Below are 26,255 nucleotides of genomic sequence, written 5' to 3' on the forward strand. Positions count from 1 at the left end.
ATTAGCTGATAGTGACGCCGCCGTCGACGTTGAACGTCGTCGAGTCGGTCATGTCGGTGTCTCCGTCGCTGATGAGATCGTTCCAGCTGTAGGTGTCGGGCTTGAGCTTCGCGAGGTTGTACGTCGAGAGCGCCGTGCCGTCGATCGTGATCGTGATCGTCCCCGCGACGCTCGACATCCGGTCCTGCGTCGACGTCGACCCACTCGATCCGTAGGCCAACTCGAGGCGCGACGGACCACTGAAGATCGCGTCTGCCGTGAGTTCGGTCTCCGGCCGTGCCAGGACGGCGTCGACCGCGATCGGGCTGGGCCCGCGCTGGAAGCGACTGATGTTCGTGATCGAGAGCTCGGCCTCCTGGAGCTTCGTGACCGTCGTGCCGTCGACGTCGAGCTGGAAGCTGTGCGCCGCCGCGCTCGTGCCGTCCGAGACCTGGTTGACCGACGAGGGCGTGAGCGAGGTCGCCGTCTTCTCGTCGGCGTAGCCCATCGACAGCGAGTACGTGAGTGTGCCGTCTTGGGTGTACGAGATCGAGTACTCGAGCGGAATGCAGCCGATCAGTTCTCGCTCGCAGGTGCCGTCGAGGTAGTCGATCCCTGCAAAGACCCGCGAGGAGACCGCCCGACCGGCCTTGAACCCAGTGCCGGCGTCGTTGAAGACGATGTCCTCGACGTCGCCGTGGACGTCACTCGAGATGACCGTCTCGACTGCGAACGCGCCCTCGAGGTTGGTCGCCAGACTCTCGACCGACTCGGCCTGGTCACCTTCAGTCAGCCGTTCGAGCGCTCGATCAAGATCGAGTTCGGTGACCGTCGGATTGCGCCCGAAGGCCCAGTACTCGGGCGTCCCGTCGCTATCGCTGTCGACCAGTGAGCCTTTGAAGCTCTGCTCTTTCCCGAACGCAAGGCTCGCGGCCCCGCCGCCGGTCATGCTATACCACCGCCGTCAGTGCTGTTGTATCGTTTCATGATCCTATTACGGTAGTGAAGAAAAGCCGACGAACCGGACATCCCAGTCGCGTCGGAAGTAGTCGCGCTCCTCGTGGCTCAGGTCAGTCTCGTTTTCAACAAACAACGAGTGGTACGCCACCGAGCCGATGTCGTCCTGGCCGACATCGTCAACCGTCGGGTATGAGCGCTCGGCGTTGATCGCGTGCTGGATGTACCGAACCAGTTGCTCGAAGCCCGCGGCCGAGTCGATGCGTCCGAACTCGCCGGAGCGACCGGTTACGCCCTCGAGCCGGCACGAGATGGTCGTCTCGACACGGTGGTCGTACTCTGTCCCAACTGGCTGCGTGTCTCGGTTGGCGAGTGACGCACCGATCGCCGATGCTTTTGTCAACTCGATCGTCTTCGACCGTTCACCGGTCTCGAGGGTCTCCGGTTCGTCGCGGTTGATCCGGTAGAGTTCCGGGTCGCCCTCGTCATCGGTCGGCCAGGCGACCGGGTAGTTCGACTTGATCGTCTCGAGGACCCAGCCGACTTCGTCCTGGACCATTTACGTTACCTCCTGGCGCAGCCACTCGAGGCCGGCCTGGACGAACCTCGATTCCGGGAGACCGGAGACGTCCACTTCGGGGAGGAACGCAGTCCCGCCAGGGAACATCTCAGCCAGTCCAGGATACTCCGACTCGTCAAACACGAAGGCAAGGACTGGATCCCCCTCGATCGTATGGTCGCTCGTACCGGCGTTGAAGTACACCGCTGCCGGGTGATCCCATTCCCACGTGACCGTGATGCCAGTGTCGGTCCGATCGACGTCGACGCCAGCGAATGAGTCGATGATCGGTTCGGCGTCGTAGTCGGTCCGACTCGCGTACGAGCGGAGTGTCCCGTGAGAGACGCGTACTGCCGCGAAGATGAGCGACCCCTGCTGACCGACGAGACGGTGTTCGGCATCGTCTATCAGCGGCTTGGGGCCACCCATGGAGAACGAGGCGCTGGCCGTCGTATCGGATGCGCTCACCTTATGGCACCTCCTGGTCGGGCTCGAGAAGCTTCCGGGCCCGGTCGCGCATCTCGTCGGCCTTCGTCTCGGCGTTGTAGAGCTTCGCGTTCTCTGGGACCTGTGCACTCAGTTCCTCGGTGAACTCGGCGCCGGCGAACAGCGCGACCGCCCGCCGAACCGTCCGCGAGATTCCTTCGGTACCGTAATCCCAGTCCACGTACACAGCCTTCGACAGCGAGGCGATATCGTCGTCCATCGCATGGACGTTCAGATAGAGCTCGCTGATCCCGTCGTTGTTCACACGGCCCCAGTAATCCTCGCCGCGATGGCTTAGTCCGGCGCCGCCGTCGTAGTCACTCTCCGCGACCCAGTCGTCGTAACCTCCATCGGCGTTGATGACGTGCAACTCGTTGATCGATTCGACGTCCTTCCGATCGAGGCGGATCCGCGTGTACGCCGGGACGTCTTCGTCGACTGGCGACTCGAGGGCTTCTGGCTCGCCGATCGCGATGCGGATCTCCTGCTTGGGCTCGCGCCGATCGCGACGGCACCGATCGTATCGGGGCCCGGCCTCGAGGAGCGCGTCACTGTTCTTCCGAAAGCGATGCCGATCGCGCTCGCTCGCACCGTGGACCATCGCGCCGTGGGTTGAGATATCGTGTTCGTCATCCCGGGTCCGTGGCTCGGTCGGGATATCGATCTCCGTCGCCTCGTCGAGGATCGGATCGCCGGTGGCCGCATACCAGTGGCGTTTGTACGTGCGCTCGAGCCACCGACTCTGGGACGTGATCGCGTCGACGGCGATCTGCTTGTCCTGGGAGAGGTCCCCCGGCAATTGTGACTTCTGCAGGGCTCTCCGGACGTCTTCGAGCGTGCAGTATCCGGTCGGCATTTAGATCACCGTGGGTTGTTCCGCACTTCGATGCTGTACGTGCAGCCGTTACTCGACGTGACGGAGACGCCCTCGCACTGTGGGAGAGCCACCGTGTAGGACGTCGTCTCCGAGAGCGTGCGCTCGTCGGCCTCGTAGGTCGCCGCGGCGCCGTCGAACTCGATCGTCACCGTATCGTCGGCGTTACCCTCGAGATCCTCGAGCTTGACACAGACGACCGGCGTGTGGTACTCGACGCCGACGAGTTCGACGGCCTGGCCGGCGGTCAGGCTCTCCGAGTCGGCGAGGACAGCGCTATCGTGCCAGGCTGGCATGGGTTAGTCCTCCTCGTTGTACTCGTCCCACTCGTCGGGGTGGGACCGTGAGGCGTGCATGCCGACGTTCTCGCCCTCGTACTCGGAGCACCAGGGACACAGCCCCATCTCGATGGCGTCCTCAGGGCGGGGCTTTTCTGCCTCCTCGAGCGTGTCGACGACGTCATCCGCGTCGACTTTCGGTTCGTCGTTGGTATCGCCGTCGGGTTCTTCCCAAGGCGGTGAGTCGCCAGCCCATTCGTCGCCCTCCTGGAGCGCGTCGACCCGCTCGAAGTCGCCGCGCTCCTCGCAGAGGTACGCGGCCATCTCTTCGTCGACGTCTGCCTGGTCGCCGATCTCGAAGCGCTGCTCGAGTGGGCGGATGTAAACCCGACTGCCGTGGGTTTTCTCAACCGTCGGCATGATCAGGCGCTCCCGGTGGCGACGACGACCCAGCCCGAAGCCGTGCCATCGATGTTGCGGACGGTCGCCGTTGCGCCCGCGCTGGTCATGTTACTCGGTCCGGTGCCGACGAAGTCCGCGTCAGTGAACGACACGGTCGGCGTGTTGGCCCCGCCGTTGTGGACGACGGTGACCTCGCGACCTTCCGTCTCTGCGCTCGAGAGGTCGACGTTGTTCGTCCCGTCGGCGGTGACGACGTGGACGTCCGTATCCGCGCCGACGACCGTGTCCGCTCCATTTGCCGGCGCGTCGGTCGCGACGTTGCCTGGTGCGCCGTCGTTGAGCGGGTCGCCGCTTTCGTAGCGATTGCGGATCTCCGCGTTGGTTGTAGGTCCAGCCATTCAGACCACCATTTAGGCGATGTTCTTGACCAGGACGCCGGCCTGGAGTTCCTTGATCTGGAAGTCGAACTGCCCTTCCATCCAGTTCCGGGAGTGCAGCCGGTTCTCGTGGACCTTGTCGGTGTCCGTGGACTGGTCGAGTTCCATGTTTTCGAACAGGCCGAAGGCGAGGTTGCTAGGGTCGGTGAGCATCGCGTAGCTGTCCGGCCAGCCGTTGATGCCGACGACGTCGTAGCTGAACGGCGTGATGTCCGAGTCGCCGAAGACGACTGCGCTTCCCAGGGGATCCTCGCGCTCGGTGAGCGAGAAGACGTACTCCTGGACCTTGTCCGGCGACATCAGGAACACGACATCGTCCGGATCACGGTAGCGTGAATCCAGCGTCTGGATCGTGTCGTTGAACATCTTCGTGTCCGGTGCCGTGCTCGCCATGTCGACCGACGGCATGGACTCAGCTTCCGCCGTCGTCGTGTCTTCGAGACCGATCCGGGTGGAGTCGTTGCTGTCGTCCTGGCTCTGCGTGTCCTCTTCGGCACGCGCGATCCAGCCGTCCCACGTCGAGTCGAGATCGGCGGCGCCGCCGATCGACTGCAGGTTGCCACTCGAGGCGCCCGCCCGGATTCCGATGAGGCCAACGTCGTTGGCCCACCGCTGGATGAACTGGTCGACGATGTAGTCGCCGAACTGCTCGGGCCCGTAGTGGGTGTTCTTGAGCGCGTCGCGCTTGGGCTCGACGAGGATGTAGTAGGACTTGTCCGTCGCGTTGAACTTGACGTAGCCCGACTCGACCGCAGAGTTGCTCGTCCGGGTCGCCTCCTCGTCGCGAGCGGAGCCAGAGAGCAGCGGGACCCCGAACTGCGGGACCTCCTGCTCGAGACGTCCGAGAGTCATGGTGTCGGCCATCCCGAGGATCGGGATCTCCTTCTGCATCCGCTCGAGGAATTCCTCAGTGACGTCACTCGGCAGCTGGAAGCCGTCCAGGGTTGCGAGATCGACGTCTTTCTGCGAGAGGGTGGCCTGCTGGTTCTGCTGTCGCACCGCGTCGATGGTGTTGGTACTCATGTAGAAGTCACCTCGTTAGGAGAGGGCCTTCCCCAGGCCCCCCAGTCCGCTGTCGTCTTCATCCGATTCGCCGTCAGCCGAGCGTTCGAGTTGCGTCGAGACGCCGCTCTGCTCGGAGATTCTGTCGATACGAGCCTCGAGATCCTTCGCCCATTCGGGCTTCTCCTCTTCGCCGTCGCCATCGAGGGCCTTCTCCTCGATCTCGTCGACGCGCTGGGTGAGGTTTTTCGCCCATTCGGGTGCGTCCTTGAGCGGGTCGTCAGCCTCTCCGTCAGCGTCCTTGTCGGTCTCGAGATCGTCGATGCGGTCGTCGAGGGCCTTCGCCCACTCGGGGGCGTCGCCCATCGGGTCGTCAGGGTTGTCGTCAGTCATGTCTGTGGTGTTGTCTGTGTCGTCCGGCGTGTCGCCGCCGGCAGCGTTGTTGACGGGCGATACGTCCGTCTCCTCGTCCTCGTCGTCGTCCGGGTTCGACCACTCGCGAGCGCTGTGCTCGGTGAGGTCGAAGGCTGTGTCCTCGCGGTCGGTGAACCGTGTCATGCCGTGATCGACGCCCGCGTCCTGGAGGACGTCCAGCGAGGAGTCGATCGTCGCGAACAGTGAGTCGCGGTTCGACGTCGAGAGCGTCCGGCCCTCTTTCGTGGACACGGATAGCTCGGTGGCGCGGTCGCCTTGCGGGTCAGCGTGCTCGTCACAAAGCAACTCGTTCGGCGGATCCTCGTTCTGGAACGTCGCTTCGTCGCCACATACCCAACACTCCGCCTCGCCGCTGTCCGCCTTCCGCGAGTCCGTGCCGCTGTCATCGGCGCCGAGGAACGTGTCCACGGCGGCCTTGCCGATCCGGTGGAAGATGCTCTTCTCACCTGGCTCGGCCGAGCCGTCGACGGTGACCGCCTCGTTCAAGACGTCCCACAGTCGCTCGGCTTCGACTTCGGAGTGGCCGCGCTGCTGGGCCTCCTCGACGAACCCGTCGGGATCGCCGAGGTAGTCGCCAAGACGCTTCTCGGCGGCGTCCTTCGTCTCGAGGATCTGGGCGTCGGGGACTGCTGGGATGTCGACGGCCGAAACCTCGCGGATGATCCCGTCGGTGAGCTCCCAGATGAGTGGGTCCTCGCCGAGATCGTCCGGGACGGCGACGTCGTCGACCTCGTCCTGGTCGAACGGGCCGTTCCAGTCGACCTGGATCGCCCCGATCGAGTAGCCCTCGAGGATGCCGTCGGCGATGAGCTCCCAGAGGTCGGCGTTCTCGATGCGCCACTCCTGGACCCATGCGCCGGCATCGACGGTCTGCCCGCCGATCTCCTCGTTCTCCTCGAGCACCTCGTTTCGCTCGAGTTCCATCCAGCCGTCGGGGAAGACGGCGTGCATGATGCCGCCGCCTGCCTCGCCGGCCTCGACGAACGCCTCGAACTGGTCGGCGAAGCCGCGGATGGTCTCCTCGCGAGCGAAATCGTTCTGAAGGTCCGCCTTGTCGGGGACCATCACGATACCGGCGGCGATCTGCTCGTCGTCGTCCTTCGTGACGAACGCGACGTCCTTACGGAACTGCTCGCCGCCTGCTTTCGTTACCGGAGGCATGTGTCAGCCCTCCTGTTCATCTTCGTCGTCGGCGTCCGTGTCGGCGTCCTCGAGGTCTTTGGCTCGACCGGTCGAAAGGACGCCACGCTTCTCGCCGCGCTGTTTGTTGCTGTTTTTGGTCGTCATGGCAAAACGTGCGCCCGGTCGAGCCTCGCTCAGGGTAGTCGGGTGTCTCCCTGGGTCATCGGCGTTGGCCGCGTCAAATCGACGGGACGTCGTCCGGCGGGTCGTCGGGCGTCTCGCCTTCCGGCAGCCGCGAGTGGAAGTTCGTGATCTCGACGTAGGGGTAGGACAGCCGGATCGAATCGTAGTGATAGCCGCCGTGGCTCGAGGCCGACGTCAGCCCCGACCACTCGGACGTCGGAACCTCCGTGTAGGCGTACAGCGAGTTCGAGCCGCCGTCGCGCTTGAACGAGAGATATAGCTCCTGGTCCTCGTAGTCGTACAGACCCTCGTCCAGGTTGCTCGAATCGAACTGCTGGGTCTCGATCTGATCCTTCGCGAGGAGTTTAGGCTCGACGTCGGCCCAGTCGCGCTCGCCGATCTTGTTCTCCACCGGTGGGAGTTGCTCCTCGACATCCGCCGGTGGATCGCCCGGTTGGTCCTCGCCAGGTTGTCCAGGAGGGCGCCCGTTCCCAATGTCCGCAATGAGCGTGTCGCCGTCGATTGGGTGATCGTCGGGGAGCGGCTCCTCGCCGATCATCTCGAGCGCACGGTTGACCGGGATCGCCCCGTTTACTGCACTGATCTTTCGCCGAGCGACCTCCGCGTCCTCCTTGGGCTGGTCTGCTCCCCGCAATTCGAACTCGAGGGTCCAGTCACGGACATCGAACGCCTGCTGGTGGAGGATCCGATACAGACGCTCGGAGAACTTGTGTTGCTCCGGCTGGATGACCTCGAGGGCGAACTCGCGGTCCTGGACGTCGGAGTTCGACCGGTTCGACGTCTCCGTGTTCCCTATCTTGATCGGTGGGATCTCCAGGACCTTCGCGATCTCTGCCTCGTTCTTCTCGCGGAAGGCCTCGAAGGACATCTCCTCGCTGATGCCCTGGCCCAGCGGTTCGAGGTCGATCTCGACGTCCTCATCGAGGTCCGTTTCGAACTTGTCGACTTCGAGAATGACCGTCCGGTGGGGCTCCTCGCGAAGCCCGTTGAGCATCTGCCGCAGGTCTTTCTTGGATTCTTCCTTGAGCGCGCCCCCTTTGACCTTGATCGCGAACCGTGGGATCGTGTCGTTGTCAAAGAAGTCCGCGTTGTAGTCCTTCGCTGCCTCGTCAGCCGCGATCGTCCGGGTGGCGCTGACCCAGTCGGGGACACCGTAGTCGTCCGAGAGCGGGCTGGGGTTCGTGACGAAGATAAGCTCATTCGCCGGCGCGTTCTCGAGTTCCTCCGCACTCCCCTGGACGACGTCGCCCGTCTCGCGGTCGACGAAGATCGGCTCATCGCGATCGTCCTCACCCTGTCCACGATACCGGTCACCCGCTTCGCCGAAGTACCGGCGCCGACCGTCGCGCTTCTGGACGTACCCCCGACTCGCCAGTTCGGCGTCGTCGGCCCCGATGAACTGCCCGCCCTCTGGGTGACGCGGCTGATCGAAGCGGCTCTGGGGCTTGCGCACACGGACGGTGTTCGCGGGGACGTGTGCGAGGCCGACCGGTTCGCCCTCGAGGTTCGTGAGGATCTCGAGACAGCCCCAGCCAATCAGGTGGTAGTCCTGGCGTGCGAGCTCGAGGACTTCTTCGGGAGTTGTCGGCTCGGCGGTCTGCCGGGCTTTTGTCTGCCAGCGTGAGTCGATACCCCGCCAAAAGTCACGGATGGTCTCGCGTTCATCGTCGCTCGCCTCGTCCGGGTCGACGTCCGTGTGCGGGACGATCGAGAAGCCGTAACCGACCTCGTACCGGGACTTCTTGCGGATCCCGACGGCGAGCGTCTCGTTCAACTCGAGAAACGAGGCGAGACGGTCCGGGTTGTACGGCGGCTTGACGCCGAGGTTTAGCGACCGGACCCGGCGGTCGGGGAGTTGCGTCGAGTTCTCGGCCTTCGAGAGTCTGTTCTCGCCGCCGATTCCCTCGACGTTGACCGAGACCTTCGCGTCTTCGTCTGCGCTACTCATCGTCACTCATCACCTCGTAGCGATTTGCATTTGAGATACGAGAGATGTGATTGCCGACCCCTGCAGCCTCGAGGAGGTCTCCGTACTTCTCACCGATCGCCTCATTCTGATCATCATCGGCCCAGTGACCAGGGTAAAACAGGTCGAACGTGACCGTGCGCTTGTACCGACGCTGGTCGCCGAGGCAGTTCGAACACACTACTTCGCCGGTGTCGATCTCGTGGGCATCGACGTCGTCGTCCCACTCATCTCGAGGCCACTTGCACCAGACGCAGCGGTCGTCGTCGACGGACTCCGCTCGAGCCTCGTCAGTCTCCCAGCCTACGATGCCTTCGAAGTCGTGGTGTGGTCCGTTTGTGTCAGTCATGGATTATACGTAACTCACCCCGCTCGAGTCGTCCGACGACGTCGATGCCGGCGTGTGTGTGAACAGCGCGTACCGGCTGGCGTCGAGTGCGTGGTCCGGGACGTCGCCGGACTTCCCGACGTGCTCCTCCTTGTAGCTCTGGAACTCCTGGATCAACTCGGCGCATCGGTCCGAGACGAGTAGGCCCGGGCGCTCGGGATCACCCTTCCGTTCGAGGAGGCCACGAACGTATGGGATCCCTTCATCGAGGCTCTTCTCCGCTTTAACGGCCCGAAAGCCAGCCTGTCGTAGCTTCAAAATGTGCTCCGGTTCGTGCTCGCAGTAGACCGTTCCGCGTTCTTTTTCGCGGTCATATACCCATCCAGAGGTTGTATCGGGGTCGCAGAGGTCGTCAAACGGTTTTTCGGATTGGTAGTACAGGTCGACGGCGATCCACTGGTCGAGATGGGTGGGCCGCCACTCGACGAAGACGCGCGGATGGTCCCAGCCAGCGTCGTAACCGTAGATCGGTGTCGCATCCCAGTTGACGAGATCGCCAACGTCGGTCTCGTTGACGACGTGGTGTTCACGAGTGAACTGTGAGTAAACGAGGCCTTCTGCGGCCGCGAACTCACCCTCTAACGCTTGCTCCTCCCGTGCTGTTCCCTCGAACTGCGCCCGCATCTTCTCGAGTTCGTTGTGGAACGGGTTGTCTCGCGTGTCGCCGACGATCACCTTCATCCGATCGGCCCACGGTAGCTTCTCCTCACCACCCTCTCCGTCGGGCTGGATCTGGCGCTCGGTGATGTCGTAGAACTGGTTGAAGCCGTTGCCCGTCGACGTCCAGAGCGTGACGTTCGGGCCCTGTTCAGTCCGCTGGCGTGTGACCAGCATCTCGTGGAGGTCGTAGAGATCGGTCGTGCCGTAGTGGGCGACCTCGTCACACCAGATCACGTTGAACTCGGTGCCGGCGAAGCGGCTCCAGATATCGGCGCCGCCCAGCTGGATGATGTGGCCGTTGATCAGTGTGACTCGGTGCTTGGTTCCGTGGTGGCCGGCGACGATCGGCGAGTTCTCCGGATCGCCGTCGGCATCGTTCGGGACGGTGTTCTCGCCCGGGAGACGCTCGTAAAATCCCTTGTACGTCGCGGGACCGCCTTTCGTCTTGTCCGGTGCAAGCACGAGCGAGTGCCCATTAGGGATCTGCATCGCCTCGCCGATGACGAAGTCGCTGCCCAGGAGGGTCTTCCCGCCACCGTAGCCCGCACGGAAGACGACGACGTCGTACTCGCCGGACTCGAGGGCGTCGAACGTCTCGAGTTGGGCATCCCAGTACTGACCACCGATCTCGACTGGCTCACTCGTCTGATTCGTAGCGCTCACGATTGACAGTCACCTCGATTGGATTCCCGTCAGGCCCGGAGTGTTCGTGTTCTCGCTTCTCGGATTTCTTATGACCGTACGAGCTGGCGAGGAGGAACTTCGCCATCGACGTGTCCATGTCCTCGTTGTAGAGACCTCCCCGGATGAGGTCACGTTCACCCTCTCCACGCGCGCGCTCGAGGGCTTGGGAAAAGGGCCGCTCGTTTCCGTCGGCGTCGGTGAAGGTTAGATCCTGGTCAAGCCACCCACCGTCGCTGTTGATCGTCCCTTCACCGACACCGATCGCGCGTTCGATACCTGCATAGCTGTAGACCTCTCGAGCAGCGTCGACGGCTTCTTGGGCGAGTTCGTCGGTGAAAAGCGATGGTCTCCCGGGATTCTCGGCTCCGTCGTCCGAGTGGGAGGGAACGGGACAGCTTCCGGCCGGGTGGCGGCACGGCTCGCCAGTCGTGGTTCCCTCGTAGCCACAGATCTCCTCGTCGGTCATGTTCTACTCCTCTCGATTCTCGTCTCGAGTGAGAATCATCTCCATATACTCAGGGCCGAAGATCACGCCTCCGATAACGACGATCGTCGTCAGTGGATCTGCGCCCTGTTGAAGGGCGATGATACCAGCGACGACGCCCAGCAGCTGGGTAGTCGCCTTGATCGTCTTGTATACGGCAAGCGTCACGTGAAATCGCCTCGAGATGGAATCGTTACACTTCTTGATCGATTCGCGCGTCGTAGAGTGGTGTTGTCTCGTCGCCATGGCATCGATGTGGTCGCTCACACGAACGTTCCTATCAAAAGGCCGAGTGCCAGCCCACCGAGGGCGTAGTGTGGTTCTTGTTTGATGTCCTCGCCGATGCGGGCGCTCGAGAGCGACGGTCCTCGATTAAGGCCGAACGCCAGCGCGACGATTGCGCCGACGATACGGTAGTCGCCAGTCGCTCCCGCTGCGGCGCCGACACCGATCCCGACGCCGGCGGCGTGTGTCTCGGCGTGATACGAGAACGCGCCGTTTCGGTCTGTACTCTCTTCGGATGGTGCGCCGGCTTCGCGGAAAACGCGAAGGGCTCGGCTCACTACGGTTGGATCGTCAGTCATGGTTGTATCGAGTTTCGTGTATGGAAAAGCGCCGGGTCTCTGGTGACGAGAGGCCTTCCCGGCCGATCTCCCGGCGCGGTCGGGACGGCCCGTGGAGTCTGATAGTCGCGGAATGGTACCCGCCCCGAAGCGTGGTGTGTCAACGAGAGCGTTGATGGATCCCTCATTCCGACGGGGCAGGGGCGACGTCGGACGTCATCGGGGCCGAACGTTCGGCTGACCGGTCGTGATCGTCGTGCCGTCGGCGTCGACGACGATCTCCGGATGCGTGTTTGAGAACGATGGTGACCAGCGGATCTCGTCGACGACGCCCTGGACGTCGCGACCGGCGAAGCGGATCTCGACCGGTTGGCCTTCGGCGATGGACTGGACTGTCATGGATCAGCGGCGAGCTCGTCGGATGCACACCGTGGTTGCGGCCTCGAAGACCTCGGTATCGTAACCACGAAACTTGGGTAGTGACTTGAGGTGGCCCACTGCGTGTTTCAAGCGATCGAGTCGCACTGGTTCGCCAAGTTCGTGAAGCCGACCGTGAAGATTCTCCACCCTCGAGAGTGCCTCTCGTCGGCTTAGCGTCTCTGAATCTGCTCGTCCGGCGATAGTCCCGCAGTCCTCACAGACAGTTCGGACAGGGTACCTCGCGATTGACGTGTTATCGACCTGTCGCGTCCCCAGGAGTGGCCCTTGGGGACCGATCTCGCCAGGGTTGGTCTTGTAGGCCCGGATGGATTCGGCCCGGGTGGCCTTTGGCTCCTGGTCGCGGCCTTGCGTGCCCCAAGCGATGCGTCGGTGATCGCTCTTGAGCGTCTGGAAGCAATTGGAGCACGTCTCAGGGTTGCTGAACACGTAACGCCGGAAGACGCGATCCGGTTCATCCCGGCCCTGTACCTCGCCGAGGGTGTGGGCTGTAGTGGACATGGTAGGAGAAGCCGCTGGCTGTCGGCCGAGCCCCGACGTCGTCGTTGCCTCGATCGGGGATCGATTGGGTACAGCCGTTACTATCAGGTATCGTGAGTGAACCCTTTAACAGACGAGATTGTTGCGATAATCGACGCTTCTCACGTATCTGAGGTGTCTGTGCCAGAAATCGTGTAGACTGACTTTCGAGCATCACCCGTGTAGGGCCGGGACTCAATGATCTCCTCGTCTTCGAGCCGGTTGAGCGCCCATCGGACCGTGCGTGATGGGAGCGTGATTTGCTCGTTCAGTTCCTGCTGGGTGAGCTCCCCCTCGTCCTCGAGGATCCAGAGGACGAACTTCGCGCTCGGTGGCAGGCCCTCGATCTCCTCGTCAGTGAGTAGTTCGGTCATCAGGTGGCCTCGGTCGCGGTCTGTTTGCACCGAACGATTCGTTCGCAGTCTCGGCACCGAACCCAGATATGGCCGGGTTTACGGTTCGCTTCCAGAAGGGGCGTTGCCTGGACAGTGGTGTTACAGGCTGGGCACGTGGACCGGTACCGAGTCTTGATCAGTGTGCGGCCAGCGTAGTTCTCTCGGCTGTAGTGGTGGGTGTCGTCAGTCATCGGACTCACCTCGATTGAAGTCGATCGCGACGACACCACCGGGCTCGAGGATCGTCATGTCCAGGCGGACTGCATCCGACCGGCAGATGAACGCTTCGCGGCCCTCGATGTTTGTGACGACGGTTACCATGTTGTCGATGGGGTCGAACTGTTCGACATCACTGATCTGGTGCTGGTAGATGATCCACCCTCGTGGGATCGCGCGGGCCATCTCGATAGAGATCACGAGCGTACCGTCATTGCGATTGTTGCCCAACTGTTCGAAGCGGTCGGCCGCCTCCTGGAGTGTCACGATCGACGGCGGGCCTTCGATGGTCGGGACATCGTCGTGCTCGAGGGAGTTGTACCAGAGTTCGTAGGTGTCCTCGAAGACACTCATCGTTGATCCTCCTCCGGGTGGTACCAGACCGGGTCGTAGCGTTGTTCGGGATGGTGCTCGAAGTGATGGTCGGCGGTTTCGTTTGCTCGGACGGTCTTGGAGCAGTGGACACACTCGACAGTTCGAGCTGGGGAATCCTCGCGCGGGACGACTCGGAGGTGGTCTCCTTCGTCGAAGACATCGAGTTCGGTTCCGCCGTCGACGCCGAGTGCACGAGTGGCGTCGGCGTTGAGGAAGGCGTGCATCGAGCCCTTGTTCGCATGGACTTTTCCGCCCCCGATCGGTGTATCCTCGTCACTCTGCATCGCCGTCACCCCGTTGTCGGCAGTTGAGACATGGAATGATTCGCAGTGGTTCGCCACACTTCTGACAGTGGCCGTCGGGGTGACGCATCACTGCTCACCCCCTCCGGTTCGCGTTGAACGTTCACTGTCCGTCTGTAGTGATCGGACGCTTACGACGCAACAGCACGGATGTAACATCACCCTCCCATCCCAATCCACGTCTCGAATACCGGGTGCGCGGACTCTTTCGAAACGGAGGTCGCACTTCGGGCAACGGTTACTGCCGTCTGAGTCCGTCACGCGGACCACCTCCCAAACGTCGCCTGGATCTCGTCGGGTGGATGTCCCTCGGGATTCGGCGTCTCGATATCAACCGGTTCCGCGTCGCCGTCCGTCAGCTCGCGGCAGGACTCGCAGAGCCACGCGCCGTCTGCGGTCCACCACTCGGGGGCCATCCCGCTCCCTGGCGATGTGACCCGTCCGGGCGGGTAGACTTTAGCGTTCCGCGCCGCCCGTTCGCAGGAGTCGCAGAACAGCGCGTTCAACTCCAAGTCGTCGGGATCGGCACCACGCTCTGCGGCGACTTGCTCTCGCGCCCAGTGCATCTGCTGGCCGTTCCCGCCCGTATCGTCGAATGGGTAGCGGATCGTCACGTCGACGGCGTCGTAGTTTGCGGCCACGTCGGCGAGGCGGTCGCGGAGTAGATTCACGTAGGACTGTGCGTGTAGCACGACGATCTCGATCGCGTCCTCGTCGGTGTGGTAGTGGATCGTCTCATCGACGTGGTCGGCGACGTAATCGGCCCAGTCGACGACGCTATCGTGGTTCGGTTCGTCCTCGCCCTTGAACCCGGAGTCGGTGATCCGAAGGTCGTAGGGTTCGAAGTAAGCGATCCACGGGATAACGCCCTTCGCCGAGAGGATCGATTGAAAGTCCCCGCACCAGAGCGCATAGGCGCGGTTCCACCGAAACCACCCTGACGTGTAGAGGTTGTAGGCGAGCGTGTTGCGACAATCTCGTTTCTGTCCGCCACAGCCAACGAGTGTGTAGCGGAATCGCTCAGTGCCGTCGCTACTCATTGCGACCAGCCTCCCTTTTCACGTACTCGACAGCTCCGTACGCTTCATTTAGCGTCTCAAGCTGCTCTTCTGTCGTTGCCAATTCTCTTGCCTGGAGGATTTCTTCGAGGCAAACGTCACATTGGACTTCGAGAGATCGCTCAGTATCGAACGAGGAGTTACCGCTCATCCTGATCACCCCGCAACTGTTGGCGGCGTCGATTTGCCAACCCGATCACGTCCCGCCGTGGCTCATCAACGCGTGAGCGATTTGTTTCGATCTTTTCGAGCAATCTCTCGGCGTTGTTGATCCCCAGCCGCGTGTCGCCCTCGTCGTCCGTCGCTCGGAACAAATCGCCGTTCCGACGAGCAGCTGTGATCGCTTTATGGAGTTCATCGAGGCCGAAGCGGCCGTAGCCCGCGCCGTGGAGCGTGCCGATGACCGACGTCTGCTTTGCGAGTGGGGGCTGCATGTGGCCAGAGTTGTAGTCGACGGCCCGGATGAGCGCCTCGTAAACCTCTTTGGTCCGTTTGCGGCGTTCTGCTTCGGTCTGTTCCTGGCGTTGTTGTTGCATCGACATGGTCACGCCCTCCCCAGATAGCGGATGTGATCGGTCTGTGGCTCAGTCGCTGCCCCCTGCTGGAGCCATTTGTCCATATCAGAGTGGAGTTTACTGGCGTCGTAATCTCGCTCGAGTTCGTCCTGGACGTGCTCGATAATGTCCTCGCGTGGGATGCCGTTGTCGTACTCTTCCTCGAGTTCCTTGATGACGCCAGCGAGGAATTTCCGGCGACTGCGCTGGTCCTTCGATTCGCCCACCTCCTGGATGTCCGCGTCGAGTTCGCCGTCTTCGTTCTTCCCGATGTCGTCCATCGACCGTCCGACGATTTTCGACACTTGGTGGACGTGGCGCTGGTGGATCTTGTCGCAGAACTCGAACTTCGCGAGCGCCTCGCAGACTCGAGTCAGCCCCTCGAGGCTTCGGAAGGTGACCGGGATCGGTTCGTTCTCGTCGTAATCGTACATCCCGCGGAGTTCGAGCCAGTTATCCCGCAGCTGATTGCGGACCTCGCGAGAGACGAACGGCGGATTATCCTGCTGCCGAGCGAGGGCGATCCACTTCCGGAGAACCTCGCCATCGACCGGCGTCTGGATCGACTCGAGATCATCCTCGTCATGATTCTCGAGGTTCGCTCGTTTCGCAGCGTCACGCGAGGCGAGGATGTGATTGGCGATCTCCCGATCCTCTTGCTTGTCGGGCTTGTCTCGCATCGTGAACACGAGATCGAAACGGGAGATGAGCGCTGAGTCGAATGCGAACTGTTCCGGGATGGGTTCGTACGGATTGAACCGTCCGTCTCGCGGGTTCCCCGCGGCGACCACCGAAGTCTCGGTCTGGAAGGTGACGTTCTCGCCGGCGAGCGTCGCACTGAATCGCTGCTTACTCATCGGTTCGAGCATCCCCGCCCGTGTGTCGGGGCTCATGTCGTCGAGCTCGTCGATGCAGACGGTGCCGCCGTTGGCTTTCACGAACGCACCGGCTTTCATCACCCACTCACCGTCGCCGAAATCATCCTGTTCAGCGGCCGCCGTGAGTCCAGGAACGGTCGCTCGCTTCGAAGAGACGCCGACCGTTCTCCAGCCGATCTGTTGAGCACGATCGATCAGCTTCGACTTCGCAGTTCCAGGATCGCCGAGAAGGAGGACGTGGAGATCTGAGCGGTCGGAGTCTCCAGTTGGGTACTGGATCCGACCCCCAGAGACCAACGCGAGGATAAGCGCTTTCTTCTCGATGTCGTAGCCGTAGATCTTCGGGGCGAGGGATTCGGACGCGACGTCCAGCGGTTCGCCTTCTGCGCCGTCGGCCAGCTCTCGAATCCGTTTTCGTTCCTGTGAGTCGACGTCGAGATCTTGTTGGTCAGTCTCCTCGATCTCGATGTGGTGGCCCTCGAGGTACGGGTCGAACTTCGGTTTCTTCTGGGTGCCCGCGGAGTCCTGCTCGAATCGGATCGTCCCCGAGACGATGACGCGATCGCCGATCGTCGCAGTCCCTGCGATATCGTCCTCGACGAACGCGTCAATCTTCTGTCCGGCGCCATCGGCGAGCTCTGGTGGGACCTTGATTCGAAGCTTCTGGGCGTCGATGAACTCCGACTGATCGAAGTTTACGCGGAATGGGCCCTGGCGTTCGCAGCCCTGGCACTCGTGAGGCTCCTGGAAGTCGCCGTCAGACTGAGGGACACGAGTGAGTGTGCCACAGAGCTGGCACTCGAACGCGGCTTCCTCGATCTTCGGGTAGACGTCGGTCGCCTTCGTGATCTCGCCACGTATCGACCGGTAGTCCCCGAGGTGCTCCGATGGGGAAAACTCGCCGGGGTAGAACGTGTATTCCGCCGGGAGGTTTCCCACGCGTACGTGTGCGCTGAGTTCGACGTCAATCGAGAGGTCGAACATCCGGAGGGCTTCCTCGAAATACCGCTGCATCTGTTCCGGTGCCGCGAGGTAGTCGTCGGCGACGTCTGGATCGAACTTGTGGACGTCTCGCCAGTCGACCTCGAGGGATCGCTGTTCGTTCGGATAGCGTTGCGCCAGTCTCCCGATCGCCTCTTTGTAGTAGCGACGATAGAACGTCGTCGCCAGGCGATCCGTGGTTGGCTCGTCTTCGGTTTGGGTTTGTGACATCGATCGGTTGCGGTCTCTTTTATCGCCGGAATAAAACCGAATCGAGACGTTCCAAACGCGAACGACGGCGTCGAACGGCGTCGAATTCGGCGGACCCGGCAGTAGCGGATGGTTTTTTACAGGAGTTGTACAACGCAACTTTCTCAGTGTGAAAGTGGAGGGGGAATACCTCGGTGGAAGAAACCCATCCTTAGCGCACCTCCTCCCGAACTGGATTATTCCGGGAAGAAAACGCAACTCCAGCTTTTGCTTCGCTGGCGTTAACGGTCAATTTCATCGGCCGGCTACTTTCGTCCAGGTTGAATCCTGGAATGTCGTGGATTTGCTCACCGTCGTTGTTGTATCCGGCTGCTCGCCTGAGCAACCGATAGCAGTGGTTGTTTCCAGGCTCGCCGTCGAACACCTCCCACATGACGTCGTCGTAGGTCAGGGCCGCCCGACCGTGACCATTGACGGCCTTTTGGTAGGCATGTTCTCGGACCATCCCAACCTTGGTGTCGAGCGACAGATCACGATAATCGGTGTCGTCGTCGATCTCTGAGAGGCGAAGCTGCATTGCGGTGAGCTCCTCGAGCATGTCGGCGTGATCAGCACGAAGATCCTTGAGATTCTCCTCGAGTTCGTTACACTTCTGCAATGCGCGTTGAGCGACCTGGAGGGCATCTTTCGGTCGAACATTCGGGCCTTCAGTCATCGGTCTCACCCCGGTCGGTATCCGTGCTTAGTGACCGCTCGGCGTTTTCGATGATGAGCCAGAATCCGGGTTCCCACTCGTCGGTTCGGGGTCGAATCGTGATGGGAGCGTCTAACTCGCCGGAGAGGAGCGACGCTATCGTCTTCACGTCAACACGGCCCTCCTCGTACGGGAGCGTAACGTGCCACTCGTCGGGCGATATGCCCGCGTTGATTCCGTTCGGATTCGGAGCACTCGGATGGAGCGACAGACTGCCGATCAGTCCGTTGTCATCGTACGAGGAAACAACCTCTCGAGTGGCTTCGTCGAGACGTCCCCACGTCGCCGTACGTTCGTCAGACCACCAAGAGCGTTCAATAGCGTCCTCATACATGGCGAACCACCACGTAGCCGCTTGTGCAGTCGTTACAGACGACGATCTCTCCACGTTCGGGGTGATCGATCACGACGTCGGCTGCCTCGGTACAACCGAGGGCTCCGCAGAACGGGCCCGACCCGTCGCTCGCAAAACTCACGCTTCGACACCTCCGTTAGAAGTCCCTATCGCGGGATGTGGTTCATCGCTTACAGCAGCGGCACTGTGGGAATTGATACACCCACGCCCTTGAGAGGGGGTTCTTACGTGGGCATGTAAAGAATTTGATAAGTGCCCGGGGAGGGCTCCGAACCCTCGATCTCCGCATGTCCCAGGTTCGAGGCTCGGCAGTCCTCGAGGGACACGGAGGCTTCCAAGGCGAAACCGCACCGAATCTCTGAACCCTATGAGTGCGGCGCTATGTCCAGCTAAGCCACCCGGGCTCGATTACGGATAGTGCAGTCCGTTTCTTTAAGCTTCCCATTCGCCATCGCCGTGTAACGTGGACCCACGGATTTATCATATGGTGTTACAAACGACAGTGCATGAGCGTTCCCGGTATCGTCCACTCTACTCTCGACGGCGAAGAGATTGCGGCGCGGATCTCTCTCGGTAGTGACGACGAGATTTTCATTACGCCGACCCGAACCATCGTTTACCGTTCTGACGGCCTCTTGAGCGACGAATCGGCAGACGAATTCCCGCACGACGCTGACCGATTGACCCTTTCGGAAGGCCGGCGTAAAACGAAGTTCACCCTCGAGTACGCACTTGACGGCGAGCAGACGTTTGCGATTCCTGCGGGGAAAACCGACGACATACTCCATCCCGTTCTTGCAGGCGTGTTAAACGGCAACGGCATTACCGATACCGGGGAGACGGTCGTCAAGACCTATCGATTCAGCGAACTGACCCTGATACTCACGAGCGATCGGCTCGTCAAGCATATCGGGAGTGCAGTCTGGGACGACGATTACGAGGAATACCACTTCGACGACGTAACCAAACTCGCCTTCGAGGACGGCAGCGTGGCGACCCAGATCGTCCTCACGGTCGACGGTCGCCCTCAGCGGATCAAGGCACCAAACGAAGCGGCTAACGACCTCCGCGAGCGGTTACAGCGGGTCTTGTTCGATTATCACGACGTTAGTTCACTCGAGGAACTCAACGACGTCGTGGGTGACGCAGAGGACGTCGATGGCAGTTCCAGCGGATCGGTCGACTTCGGCGGCGGTGTCGACCCGCTCGATGCCGACCCGCCAGAACCGGACGACCACGAGGCAACCGGCGGGTCGCCGAGCAACGCGGCGGACTCCCGATCGGCCGATCCCCTGGCCGATGGTGCAACGGACGACGCCACGCCCACCGACCCGGGGTCGTCATCGCCTCCCGACAACGGCGGTTCGGTCCCGCCGTCGGGGGCTGCTTCGGCGACGACAAATCAGCCCGACGAAGGTGATGAACTCACCGAGACCGCATCGATCCTCGGGGAATCCGAGTTCGACCCGTCGGCGGCCGATGCGGGCATCGGTTCTGAATCCGGCGCCGATCGTGGCAGATCGCCACCCGAAACCGACCCAGAACTTCTCGAGCGCCTCGAGGCGCTCGAGACCGCGGTCGAGCGCCAGAGCGAGATTATCGACCGCCAACAGCAAACGATCGATCGGCTTATCTCGGAGCTCAGACAGGGACGTTAGTCCTCACGTCCAGTTACTTTTCGAATGCACGATGAGCCGAACGGACCGAGCTCGCCCGTCTCGAGATCGATGAAATAGCCGGTTGACAGTCCCGACCCGCATCGCTGACAGGAGAACTCACCGTCTTTCGTGATGACGTCCTGCTCGAATCGAACGTACTGACGACTCTTTGGGCGGACGATTCCGTCCTCGCGGTCGATGAGCCCGCGGAGTTCGGCTTCATCGAGAATCGTTCGCGTCACCGTCGGATCGGACGTTATCGTTTCGATCCGGTCGACCGTCTCCGCGAGCGACAGCGTTTCGTGTTCGAGTTTGGCGAGCAGCGCGAGGCCGAGTTCGACGCGGTCATCGTCTGCCTCGAAGACAGACTCGAAAGATGGGGTATCGTCAGTGTCGGAGTTCTCGGGTCGGGCGCCGTCCCTGTCCGATCCGTCTTCGGGCTGATTTACGTTGCGATCCATCTTACCCGTGATGGCTACCCGACGTGGATAAACGTTGTCTCTGCCAGATTCGACGGATATCCACCGGTCAGGCAAGAACGAAGCAGCCGGTTCCCAGCCTATGGGAATCCGCCTGTCGTTGATACTGTCGGTGTGGTGTAGATTGAACGAGAACAGGATGCGACCGGAGCACGAGACTCCGGCGACCACCAACCAATGACTCGGACCATCGTCGACACGGCTGAGGAGGGACCGACCCGGAACCAGACACGCGAGACTGCACCCTCACTCGAGCGCCAGCGGTCTACGTGTCCGGAGTGTACGGGCCGGATCCGGCACGACGAAGAACACGGAGAGCGATCGTGTACCGATTGCGGGCTCGTCCTCGAGGCGAACGAAATCGATTACGGTCCCGAGTGGCGGAATTTCGACGATTCTGCGGACGACAGGCGACGGGTCGGTGCACCGACGACGTCACTAAAACACGATAAGGGCCTCAGCACAACGATCGGCTGGCAGGATCGAGACGCATACGGAAACGCGATATCGGCACGAAAACGGACACGACTCCAGCGGCTGCGGACCTGGAACGAACGATTTACGTCGAAGAATGCCAAGGAACGGAACCTGAAACAGGCTCTCGGCGAGATCGAACGCATGGCCTCGGCGATGGGATTGCCGGAACCGTGTCGCGAAACCGCCGGAATGCTGTATCGCCGCGCCGTCGACGATGGATTGCTCCCGGGACGATCGATCGAGGCGATGACGACCGCGTGTCTGTATGCAGCCGCTCGTCAACACAGCACGCCGCGAACGCTGGTTGCATTTGCGACGGTGAGTCGAGTCGAGAAACTCCCGATCCAACGCGCGTACCGGTATCTGTCGAGCGAACTCGGTTTAGAAATCGAACCAGCCGATCCCATCCACTATTTGCCACAATACGCGTCGGAACTCGAGGTTAGCGACGACACCGAACATCTCGCTCGCGAGGTCCTCGACGCAGCAAAAGCAGACGATCTCCATAGCGGCCGGAGCCCCGCTGGGCTCGCGGCTGCGGCGATATACGGAGCGGCTCAGCTGACGAGCGATCGGCTCACACAGGAGATGGTCGGGGAGAGAACTGGTGTCAGTTCGGTGACGGTGCGAAACCGATACCGGGAGCTTCTGGCGGCCTACGAAGCGGATCGTGACAGATAGATGGTGGGAAGCCAACTCCAGCGGTCTATACTCGTTACCCTCGCCGATTCGGGGCCGCTCTACGTCGTAGATATCGCAGCAGCTGTCAACGAACACCCATTGACGATCGAACAGGCGTGTAACCGACTTCACGAAGCGGATGTCATTCATCCGATCGGCTGTCGACGATACGACGTTACCTCGGCCGGGTATCAACAGCTCACTGACGTGAAACAGATGTCCAGCCGATCGGACGTTCGGTCGAAATCCGAGGGTCGGAGTTAGAAACGGTCAGGACACGACTGTCGGGCTTCGAAAACGGACGAAGATTCGAGCAACATACCGATTTCGGCAACGGACGGTCGGGATCACCGCGTGCAGTTTCGACCTCGAGCGGTCAGTTATTGTAACCTGCGTATGTCATGAGGTCAGCGAAGACGTCGGTGTCCATCGCGTCGCGGTAGACGATTCCGTTGACCATGCCGCCGGGATAGGCGTTACCGTTCATCGCGTGGTCGACCTTGTGGCAGTGCATGAGGTAGATGCCGGGATCGGCGTCAGCGTCGAACTCGACGGTGTGGCGTTCCGCGGGTGCGATGTTGGTGACGTCCTGTTCGTACTGGGCTGCGTCGGGGATCTGGCCGCCGTCTTTCTCGACGAGACGGAATCTGTGATTGTGAGTGTGCATGGGGTGGGACATGTAGCCCGCGTTGACCATGTGTAATCGAACCGTATCGCCGCGATCGACGACGATCGGAGAGCCGTCCTCCGGGTGAAGCGTTCGTGGAAGGCTTTTTCCGTTAATCGTAAACACGTCCGGGTTACGGTGGCGGGGATCGTAGTCGACGTCCTCGCCTGCAAACTGGCGATTCAGCCTGGAATCCCAGTCTTTGAGGGTGAAGAAGTATTCCTTGTCGGCCGGCTCGTATCCGTTCGGATCGACGCGGAAGATGCCGTACATTCCCATATCGATGTGACGATGGGTCTGGTAGTGACAGTGATAGAGGTGTGTCCCCGGAACGTTTGCCGGGATAGTGTAGGTGTGTTTCTCACCGGGGTTGACTGTGATACCGGTCGTGGTCGGCACGCCATCGTTCTCCCAGGTTTTTCGCGCGCCGTGGAAGTGCAGCGTATGGGGCATGTCGGCGTCCGTGTTGTCGAGCGTTACCTCGATGTCGTTTCCTTCGGTCGTTCGGAGAATCGGACCGGGAACGCTCGGTTTGCCGTCGTCGGCTTTGAACGCCCAGACCCGTGAGAGTTCCACTGGTCCGCCCATCGAATCGAGCGGATGAACGGCATGGCGGGACGTCACCGATTGCAACGTTACGGCTCCGCCCTGCTCGTCGACCTGAACGACCGCTGGAGAACTCGTCCACGGGAGATCCGATCCCGATGCCCCCACTTTCGGGTCACTAGACGACTCAACTGACTGGGTGTTCGGTTGGGTTTCCTGGCTCAAACAGCCGGCCAGTGCCGCAACGCCGCCGGTAGCCGCAATAAATTCACGTCGCGATAGCCCCAATCCGGGCGCACCGATACGATCGCTCATAACGAGTTATCCTATGAAAAGCCGGCGTATAACGGGCTGAGTAGATTCTTGAGGCTCGGGAATTGAAGAGAACATGTTCTCCGATAGTATTTAACTGAAGCCGAAACTCGAGCAGTTCGTCAGTCGATTCCTTCGTTCGACCGACGCCACGAGTAGCGTCTCGAGCAAGGCGTCAGTGGACCGGGTCCAGCGGTCGCTACTCGACCCAAACCGTTTTTCGGTTCACGAATTCGAGCATGCCCTCCCGCGCGAGTTCGCGACCGTAGCCGGAGTTTTTGATACCACCGAACGGGACTCTTGGATCTGACTTTACGAGCTGATTGACGTAGACGCAACCGGCGTCGATCTCGCGGGCGAGGCGCCGGCCGCGCTCGCGGTCGTTCGTCCAGATACTCGCCCCGAGCCCGAATTCGGTATCGTTGGCTTTTTCGACCATCGCCGCTTCGTCGTCGATCTCGTAGACTGCAGCGACGGGGCCGAACGTTTCCTCGCTATCAGCCGGACAGTCCTCGGGCACATCGACGAGGATGGTCGGCGGATAGTACGCACCGTCACGGTCCATCGGTTCGCCGCCGATGAGGGCTCGCGCACCTGCTTCGATACTCGCGTCGACCTGTTCGTGGAGGTCCTCCATGAGATCTGTGCGTGCCTGCGGGCCGATGTCGGTTTGTTCGTCCATCGGATCGCCGACTGTGAGCGACTCGATTTCGTCGACGAACTGATCGAGGAAGTCGTCGTACACGCCCGTCTGGACGAGAAATCGCTTCGCGGCGATGCATGATTGACCACCATTCTGATTGCGCGCCCATGCGGCCGTCTCGGCCGCGTCCGTAAGGTCGGCATCGTCGAGGACGACGAACGGATCGCTGCCGCCGAGTTCGAGAACAGTCTTCTTGAGCTGGTCTCCCGCGGTCGAAGCCACGGCGCGTCCCGCCGGGCCGCTGCCGGTGACGGTCGCGGCTTTGACGCGTTCGTCTTCGATGACGTCGTCGACCAGGTCGGAGGGGATCAACAACGACTGGAAAACGTTCGCGGGGTAGCCGGCCTCTTCGAAGACCGCCTCGATCGCCTGTGCACAGCCGGGGACGTTCGAGGCGTGTTTTAGCAGTCCGACGTTACCCGCGGTTAGATTCGGCGCTGCGAATCTGAACACTTGCCAGAACGGAAAGTTCCACGGCATCACCGCCAGAATCGGTCCGAGCGATTCGTAGGCTGTCTCGACGGTCGATCCCGCAGGACTCGGATGGGAATCGTTCTCGAGGTAGGTGCTTCCGTGCTGCGCGTAGTGATCGCACGCCCAGGCGCATTTCTCTACTTCGGCGATACCCTGGGAGATGGGCTTTCCCATCTCTCGGGTCATCGTTGCTGCGTAGTCGCGTTTGTTCTCCCGAAGGACGTCTCCCGCATCCGCGAGCAATTTCTCGCGCTCACGAATTGGCCGGTCGCACCACTTCTCGTAGGCTGCGGTGGCTCGCTCGAGTGCCGCCTCGACGTCCGATTCGGTGTCCTCTTCGACGGTCTCCTCTCGTTCGCCGGTGGCTGGATTGATGACTTCCATAGCGGGTTTGAATACCGTGACGACGCTTCCTGCTCGGTCGAATCGAGCAGCCGGTCGAGAATCGGCACGAACTCGACGCGTTTCACTCATTGCCGTTGCCGTTCTCGAGCCTCGATACTGGTCTAGTGCTGATCGATTTTTGCCCGGCAACCGCAGGGCCAAGCGGATCGGTCGACGGAGGACTGGTCGATGAGTATTGGGTGCCACCCGCCCGGTCACGGGAGATCGGGTCGCGACGCTGTGGCGGTCGCCTCCCACTCTTTCCAGCGAACCCTGTCGAGTGTCCCCGTCCGTGATTCTCTTGACCGCACTCGCCCACGAGAAGGTGAGTAGATCGAGGCTGAAACGTGATCGATCGAGGCTGAAACGTGATCGATCGAGGCTGAAACGTGTCATCCGATTCGACGACGATCGATGGAGCCTCTGCGTACAATCTGGACGGCGCGTTTCGTCGTCGCGACGACCGACGGTTCGTTTCGAACGATCCGGTTTCAGCCGACGGTCGTCGCCACACCTTTCGTCTGCCGGTAATCGCTCGCGAGCAGGCCCAGGAGGCGAGAAAGGATTGCCTCGCGGTCACCATTGTCCCACGTCGTAGGCTCTTTAATCGGGACGACCAGAAATCCCCGCCCGCGGATATCGGTCGCATGAAGCCGCGTCATATCGAGACTGAATCGGTGACGCTGCGTCGTGTACTCGCGAAGAACGTGATCAGTTGCGTGTTCACCGACCGGCAGGAGGATGTGGGCGTTGATCGCCCGGAGTTCGGCGTCGAAAAAGCGCTCGAGGTCAGCGTAGTCGTTCGCCGTCGGGGTCTCTCCATCCGGAAGGCTGCACATGTGGACGTAACTCGCAAAGCAGTTCTCAAGGGAGGGGTGATCTCTCGGGCCACTCGCGAAGCCGACATCGCGAAGAACGCTCTGAATGGCGGTCCCACTATCGGTTTCAGTGAAGGGAACGCCGGTGGACTCGCCGCCGTGGATGCCGGGATAGTCGCCGATGACGTGAAAATCGGCGTTAGCATCACCGTACCCGAAGACGGCAGTCCGGTCGTTCGGGTCGGCGCGGTCGAACGGTGGTCGGATTCCGAACGGATTACTGGTCCTGTCGGTCACGTTTCGCACACTGGGGTGAGTGGAAGCGGATGGTCAAAACACCCGCGGTCGCGGCAGATTGTCACGGGGCTTGAGTTCATGACCGATACACCTGTTAGTTGAACGGGTAGATAGCTGTCCGTCTGACGTCGGTAGATCGTTGGCCACGGTAACTGCAAGATGGCTTTGATGGCCAGTCTCGTTCGGTAAGATAGCGATATCGAATGACGGTGGGTTTATACTATAGACGCGCATTTCATTTTGT

The 26,255-nt window shown here is 61.4% G+C and carries 33 protein-coding genes and 1 tRNA gene; 3 read left to right on the forward strand and 31 right to left on the reverse strand.

Annotated elements, in window-relative coordinates; translation table 11 throughout:
* Position 1: 1 nt before the first annotated feature.
* From HYG82_RS23900 to HYG82_RS24025, 27 genes are all read right to left on the reverse strand, one after another.
* The gene (locus tag HYG82_RS23900; RefSeq protein ID WP_179259636.1) at positions 2-928 is read right to left on the reverse strand and encodes a hypothetical protein; all 927 of its coding nucleotides are present in this window, start codon (positions 926-928) and stop codon (positions 2-4) included.
* A gap of 45 nt (positions 929-973) precedes the next feature.
* The gene (locus HYG82_RS23905; RefSeq protein WP_179259637.1) at positions 974-1,495 is read right to left on the reverse strand and encodes a hypothetical protein; all 522 of its coding nucleotides are present in this window, start codon (positions 1,493-1,495) and stop codon (positions 974-976) included.
* Complete coding sequence (locus tag HYG82_RS23910; protein ID WP_179259638.1) at positions 1,496-1,963, reverse strand: hypothetical protein; 468 nt, start codon at positions 1,961-1,963, stop codon at positions 1,496-1,498.
* A gap of 1 nt (position 1,964) precedes the next feature.
* A complete protein-coding gene (locus HYG82_RS23915) occupies positions 1,965-2,837 on the reverse strand; it encodes a hypothetical protein (protein WP_179259639.1) in 873 nt (290 codons plus the stop codon).
* A 5-nt stretch (positions 2,838-2,842) separates the two neighbouring features.
* Entirely contained in the window at positions 2,843-3,151 is a 309-nt protein-coding gene (locus HYG82_RS23920; protein ID WP_179259640.1) for a hypothetical protein, read from the reverse strand.
* A 3-nt stretch (positions 3,152-3,154) separates the two neighbouring features.
* Entirely contained in the window at positions 3,155-3,553 is a 399-nt protein-coding gene (locus HYG82_RS23925; RefSeq protein ID WP_179259641.1) for a hypothetical protein, read from the reverse strand.
* Between the two features lie 2 nt (positions 3,554-3,555).
* On the reverse strand, positions 3,556-3,933 hold the full coding sequence (locus tag HYG82_RS23930) for a hypothetical protein (protein WP_179259642.1): 378 nt from the start codon (positions 3,931-3,933) through the stop codon (positions 3,556-3,558).
* Between the two features lie 12 nt (positions 3,934-3,945).
* A complete protein-coding gene (locus HYG82_RS23935) occupies positions 3,946-4,995 on the reverse strand; it encodes a hypothetical protein (RefSeq protein WP_179259643.1) in 1,050 nt (349 codons plus the stop codon).
* 15 nt (positions 4,996-5,010) lie between these two features.
* The gene (locus HYG82_RS23940) at positions 5,011-6,570 is read right to left on the reverse strand and encodes an XkdF-like putative serine protease domain-containing protein (RefSeq protein WP_179259644.1); all 1,560 of its coding nucleotides are present in this window, start codon (positions 6,568-6,570) and stop codon (positions 5,011-5,013) included.
* 3 nt (positions 6,571-6,573) lie between these two features.
* Positions 6,574-6,696, reverse strand: a complete 123-nt coding sequence (locus HYG82_RS44255) for a hypothetical protein (protein ID WP_284145025.1) — start codon at positions 6,694-6,696, stop codon at positions 6,574-6,576.
* A 73-nt stretch (positions 6,697-6,769) separates the two neighbouring features.
* The gene (locus tag HYG82_RS23945; protein ID WP_179259645.1) at positions 6,770-8,683 is read right to left on the reverse strand and encodes a phage portal protein; all 1,914 of its coding nucleotides are present in this window, start codon (positions 8,681-8,683) and stop codon (positions 6,770-6,772) included.
* Positions 8,676-9,050, reverse strand: coding sequence for a hypothetical protein (locus tag HYG82_RS23950; protein WP_179259646.1), 375 nt, complete (start codon positions 9,048-9,050; stop codon positions 8,676-8,678). The genes HYG82_RS23945 and HYG82_RS23950 overlap by 8 nt, the downstream gene beginning before the upstream one ends.
* 3 nt (positions 9,051-9,053) lie before the next feature.
* Positions 9,054-10,412, reverse strand: coding sequence for a terminase large subunit domain-containing protein (locus HYG82_RS23955; RefSeq protein WP_218834203.1), 1,359 nt, complete (start codon positions 10,410-10,412; stop codon positions 9,054-9,056).
* Positions 10,387-10,899, reverse strand: coding sequence for a hypothetical protein (locus HYG82_RS23960; protein ID WP_179259647.1), 513 nt, complete (start codon positions 10,897-10,899; stop codon positions 10,387-10,389). Before HYG82_RS23960 ends, HYG82_RS23955 begins: the two co-directional genes overlap by 26 nt.
* A gap of 3 nt (positions 10,900-10,902) precedes the next feature.
* Positions 10,903-11,184, reverse strand: coding sequence for a hypothetical protein (locus HYG82_RS23965; protein WP_179259648.1), 282 nt, complete (start codon positions 11,182-11,184; stop codon positions 10,903-10,905).
* Positions 11,181-11,501, reverse strand: a complete 321-nt coding sequence (locus tag HYG82_RS23970; protein WP_179259649.1) for a hypothetical protein — start codon at positions 11,499-11,501, stop codon at positions 11,181-11,183. The genes HYG82_RS23965 and HYG82_RS23970 overlap by 4 nt, the downstream gene beginning before the upstream one ends.
* A 195-nt stretch (positions 11,502-11,696) precedes the next feature.
* The gene (locus HYG82_RS23975; protein WP_179259650.1) at positions 11,697-11,879 is read right to left on the reverse strand and encodes a hypothetical protein; all 183 of its coding nucleotides are present in this window, start codon (positions 11,877-11,879) and stop codon (positions 11,697-11,699) included.
* 680 nt (positions 11,880-12,559) lie between these two features.
* Positions 12,560-12,811 (reverse strand): MarR family transcriptional regulator, encoded by a 252-nt coding sequence (locus HYG82_RS23980; protein ID WP_179259651.1) that lies wholly within the window; start codon positions 12,809-12,811, stop codon positions 12,560-12,562.
* Between the two features lie 204 nt (positions 12,812-13,015).
* Positions 13,016-13,402, reverse strand: coding sequence for a hypothetical protein (locus HYG82_RS23985; protein ID WP_179259652.1), 387 nt, complete (start codon positions 13,400-13,402; stop codon positions 13,016-13,018).
* A complete protein-coding gene (locus tag HYG82_RS23990; RefSeq protein ID WP_179259653.1) occupies positions 13,399-13,707 on the reverse strand; it encodes a hypothetical protein in 309 nt (102 codons plus the stop codon). Before HYG82_RS23990 ends, HYG82_RS23985 begins: the two co-directional genes overlap by 4 nt.
* Before the next feature lie 275 nt (positions 13,708-13,982).
* Positions 13,983-14,765, reverse strand: coding sequence for a DUF6884 domain-containing protein (locus tag HYG82_RS23995; RefSeq protein ID WP_179259654.1), 783 nt, complete (start codon positions 14,763-14,765; stop codon positions 13,983-13,985).
* Between the two features lie 158 nt (positions 14,766-14,923).
* Positions 14,924-15,319, reverse strand: coding sequence for a hypothetical protein (locus HYG82_RS24000; RefSeq protein WP_179259655.1), 396 nt, complete (start codon positions 15,317-15,319; stop codon positions 14,924-14,926).
* 8 nt (positions 15,320-15,327) lie between these two features.
* Positions 15,328-17,427: a minichromosome maintenance protein MCM gene (locus HYG82_RS24005; protein ID WP_179259656.1), complete on the reverse strand. Its 2,100-nt coding sequence runs from the start codon at positions 17,425-17,427 to the stop codon at positions 15,328-15,330.
* A 190-nt stretch (positions 17,428-17,617) separates the two neighbouring features.
* Positions 17,618-18,121, reverse strand: coding sequence for a hypothetical protein (locus HYG82_RS24010; protein ID WP_179259657.1), 504 nt, complete (start codon positions 18,119-18,121; stop codon positions 17,618-17,620).
* Positions 18,114-18,494, reverse strand: coding sequence for a hypothetical protein (locus HYG82_RS24015; protein WP_179259658.1), 381 nt, complete (start codon positions 18,492-18,494; stop codon positions 18,114-18,116). Before HYG82_RS24015 ends, HYG82_RS24010 begins: the two co-directional genes overlap by 8 nt.
* Entirely contained in the window at positions 18,487-18,636 is a 150-nt protein-coding gene (locus HYG82_RS24020) for a hypothetical protein (RefSeq protein ID WP_179259659.1), read from the reverse strand. The genes HYG82_RS24015 and HYG82_RS24020 overlap by 8 nt, the downstream gene beginning before the upstream one ends.
* Before the next feature lie 132 nt (positions 18,637-18,768).
* A tRNA-Met gene (locus HYG82_RS24025) sits at positions 18,769-18,919 on the reverse strand.
* Positions 18,920-19,021: 102 nt separating this feature from the next.
* Between HYG82_RS24025 and HYG82_RS24030 the strand changes: the two genes are divergently transcribed.
* Complete coding sequence (locus HYG82_RS24030; protein ID WP_179259660.1) at positions 19,022-20,173, forward strand: DUF7115 domain-containing protein; 1,152 nt, start codon at positions 19,022-19,024, stop codon at positions 20,171-20,173.
* Here the strand turns inward: HYG82_RS24030 and HYG82_RS24035 are convergent.
* Positions 20,170-20,634 carry a DUF5830 family protein gene (locus HYG82_RS24035; RefSeq protein ID WP_235217810.1) on the reverse strand — a complete coding sequence of 155 codons (465 nt, stop codon included), beginning with the start codon at positions 20,632-20,634 and terminating at the stop codon, positions 20,170-20,172. The two genes, HYG82_RS24030 and HYG82_RS24035, sit on opposite strands and share 4 nt — an antisense overlap.
* Before the next feature lie 195 nt (positions 20,635-20,829).
* Here HYG82_RS24035 and HYG82_RS24040 point away from each other — a divergent pair, with 195 nt between their 5' ends.
* Entirely contained in the window at positions 20,830-21,810 is a 981-nt protein-coding gene (locus tag HYG82_RS24040) for a transcription initiation factor IIB (RefSeq protein ID WP_179259661.1), read from the forward strand.
* The gene (locus HYG82_RS24045) at positions 21,811-22,074 is read left to right on the forward strand and encodes a MarR family transcriptional regulator (RefSeq protein WP_179259662.1); all 264 of its coding nucleotides are present in this window, start codon (positions 21,811-21,813) and stop codon (positions 22,072-22,074) included. It begins immediately after the preceding gene.
* Between the two features lie 112 nt (positions 22,075-22,186).
* Here the strand turns inward: HYG82_RS24045 and HYG82_RS24050 are convergent, their stop codons facing one another.
* The 3 genes from HYG82_RS24050 to HYG82_RS24060 form a co-directional block, all read right to left on the reverse strand.
* Complete coding sequence (locus tag HYG82_RS24050) at positions 22,187-23,338, reverse strand: multicopper oxidase domain-containing protein (RefSeq protein ID WP_179259663.1); 1,152 nt, start codon at positions 23,336-23,338, stop codon at positions 22,187-22,189.
* Positions 23,339-23,534: 196 nt separating this feature from the next.
* A complete protein-coding gene (locus HYG82_RS24055; RefSeq protein ID WP_179264339.1) occupies positions 23,535-24,896 on the reverse strand; it encodes an NAD-dependent succinate-semialdehyde dehydrogenase in 1,362 nt (453 codons plus the stop codon).
* 491 nt (positions 24,897-25,387) lie between these two features.
* Positions 25,388-26,020 (reverse strand): uracil-DNA glycosylase family protein, encoded by a 633-nt coding sequence (locus HYG82_RS24060; RefSeq protein ID WP_179259664.1) that lies wholly within the window; start codon positions 26,018-26,020, stop codon positions 25,388-25,390.
* Positions 26,021-26,255 lie beyond the last annotated feature (235 nt).

The sequence above is a fragment of the Natrinema halophilum genome (genome assembly GCF_013402815.2).
Classification (GTDB): Archaea; Halobacteriota; Halobacteria; order Halobacteriales; family Natrialbaceae; genus Natrinema; species Natrinema halophilum.

What these genes read in the sequence shown, in the direction of transcription:
- HYG82_RS23970 (WP_179259649.1), bottom strand. Translation starts at nt 11,501, where the DNA reads ATGACTGACGATCCAACCGTAGTGAGCCGAGCCCTTCGCGTTTTCCGC.
- HYG82_RS44255 (WP_284145025.1), bottom strand. Translation starts at nt 6,696, where the DNA reads ATGACGACCAAAAACAGCAACAAACAGCGCGGCGAGAAGCGTGGCGTC.
- HYG82_RS24050 (WP_179259663.1), bottom strand. Translation starts at nt 23,338, where the DNA reads ATGAGCGATCGTATCGGTGCGCCCGGATTGGGGCTATCGCGACGTGAA.
- HYG82_RS24035 (WP_235217810.1), bottom strand. Translation starts at nt 20,634, where the DNA reads ATGGATCGCAACGTAAATCAGCCCGAAGACGGATCGGACAGGGACGGC.
- HYG82_RS24000 (WP_179259655.1), bottom strand. Translation starts at nt 15,319, where the DNA reads ATGCAACAACAACGCCAGGAACAGACCGAAGCAGAACGCCGCAAACGG.
- HYG82_RS24030 (WP_179259660.1), top strand. Translation starts at nt 19,022, where the DNA reads ATGAGCGTTCCCGGTATCGTCCACTCTACTCTCGACGGCGAAGAGATT.
- HYG82_RS24010 (WP_179259657.1), bottom strand. Translation starts at nt 18,121, where the DNA reads ATGACTGAAGGCCCGAATGTTCGACCGAAAGATGCCCTCCAGGTCGCT.
- HYG82_RS23985 (WP_179259652.1), bottom strand. Translation starts at nt 13,402, where the DNA reads ATGAGTGTCTTCGAGGACACCTACGAACTCTGGTACAACTCCCTCGAG.
- HYG82_RS24005 (WP_179259656.1), bottom strand. Translation starts at nt 17,427, where the DNA reads ATGTCACAAACCCAAACCGAAGACGAGCCAACCACGGATCGCCTGGCG.
- HYG82_RS23935 (WP_179259643.1), bottom strand. Translation starts at nt 4,995, where the DNA reads ATGAGTACCAACACCATCGACGCGGTGCGACAGCAGAACCAGCAGGCC.
- HYG82_RS24055 (WP_179264339.1), bottom strand. Translation starts at nt 24,896, where the DNA reads ATGGAAGTCATCAATCCAGCCACCGGCGAACGAGAGGAGACCGTCGAA.
- HYG82_RS23995 (WP_179259654.1), bottom strand. Translation starts at nt 14,765, where the DNA reads ATGAGTAGCGACGGCACTGAGCGATTCCGCTACACACTCGTTGGCTGT.
- HYG82_RS24045 (WP_179259662.1), top strand. Translation starts at nt 21,811, where the DNA reads ATGGTGGGAAGCCAACTCCAGCGGTCTATACTCGTTACCCTCGCCGAT.
- HYG82_RS23920 (WP_179259640.1), bottom strand. Translation starts at nt 3,151, where the DNA reads ATGCCAGCCTGGCACGATAGCGCTGTCCTCGCCGACTCGGAGAGCCTG.
- HYG82_RS23900 (WP_179259636.1), bottom strand. Translation starts at nt 928, where the DNA reads ATGACCGGCGGCGGGGCCGCGAGCCTTGCGTTCGGGAAAGAGCAGAGC.
- HYG82_RS24040 (WP_179259661.1), top strand. Translation starts at nt 20,830, where the DNA reads ATGACTCGGACCATCGTCGACACGGCTGAGGAGGGACCGACCCGGAAC.
- HYG82_RS23905 (WP_179259637.1), bottom strand. Translation starts at nt 1,495, where the DNA reads ATGGTCCAGGACGAAGTCGGCTGGGTCCTCGAGACGATCAAGTCGAAC.
- HYG82_RS24015 (WP_179259658.1), bottom strand. Translation starts at nt 18,494, where the DNA reads ATGTATGAGGACGCTATTGAACGCTCTTGGTGGTCTGACGAACGTACG.
- HYG82_RS23980 (WP_179259651.1), bottom strand. Translation starts at nt 12,811, where the DNA reads ATGACCGAACTACTCACTGACGAGGAGATCGAGGGCCTGCCACCGAGC.
- HYG82_RS23960 (WP_179259647.1), bottom strand. Translation starts at nt 10,899, where the DNA reads ATGACCGACGAGGAGATCTGTGGCTACGAGGGAACCACGACTGGCGAG.
- HYG82_RS23940 (WP_179259644.1), bottom strand. Translation starts at nt 6,570, where the DNA reads ATGCCTCCGGTAACGAAAGCAGGCGGCGAGCAGTTCCGTAAGGACGTC.
- HYG82_RS23990 (WP_179259653.1), bottom strand. Translation starts at nt 13,707, where the DNA reads ATGCAGAGTGACGAGGATACACCGATCGGGGGCGGAAAAGTCCATGCG.
- HYG82_RS23945 (WP_179259645.1), bottom strand. Translation starts at nt 8,683, where the DNA reads ATGAGTAGCGCAGACGAAGACGCGAAGGTCTCGGTCAACGTCGAGGGA.
- HYG82_RS23915 (WP_179259639.1), bottom strand. Translation starts at nt 2,837, where the DNA reads ATGCCGACCGGATACTGCACGCTCGAAGACGTCCGGAGAGCCCTGCAG.
- HYG82_RS23950 (WP_179259646.1), bottom strand. Translation starts at nt 9,050, where the DNA reads ATGACTGACACAAACGGACCACACCACGACTTCGAAGGCATCGTAGGC.
- HYG82_RS23925 (WP_179259641.1), bottom strand. Translation starts at nt 3,553, where the DNA reads ATGCCGACGGTTGAGAAAACCCACGGCAGTCGGGTTTACATCCGCCCA.
- HYG82_RS23975 (WP_179259650.1), bottom strand. Translation starts at nt 11,879, where the DNA reads ATGACAGTCCAGTCCATCGCCGAAGGCCAACCGGTCGAGATCCGCTTC.
- HYG82_RS23930 (WP_179259642.1), bottom strand. Translation starts at nt 3,933, where the DNA reads ATGGCTGGACCTACAACCAACGCGGAGATCCGCAATCGCTACGAAAGC.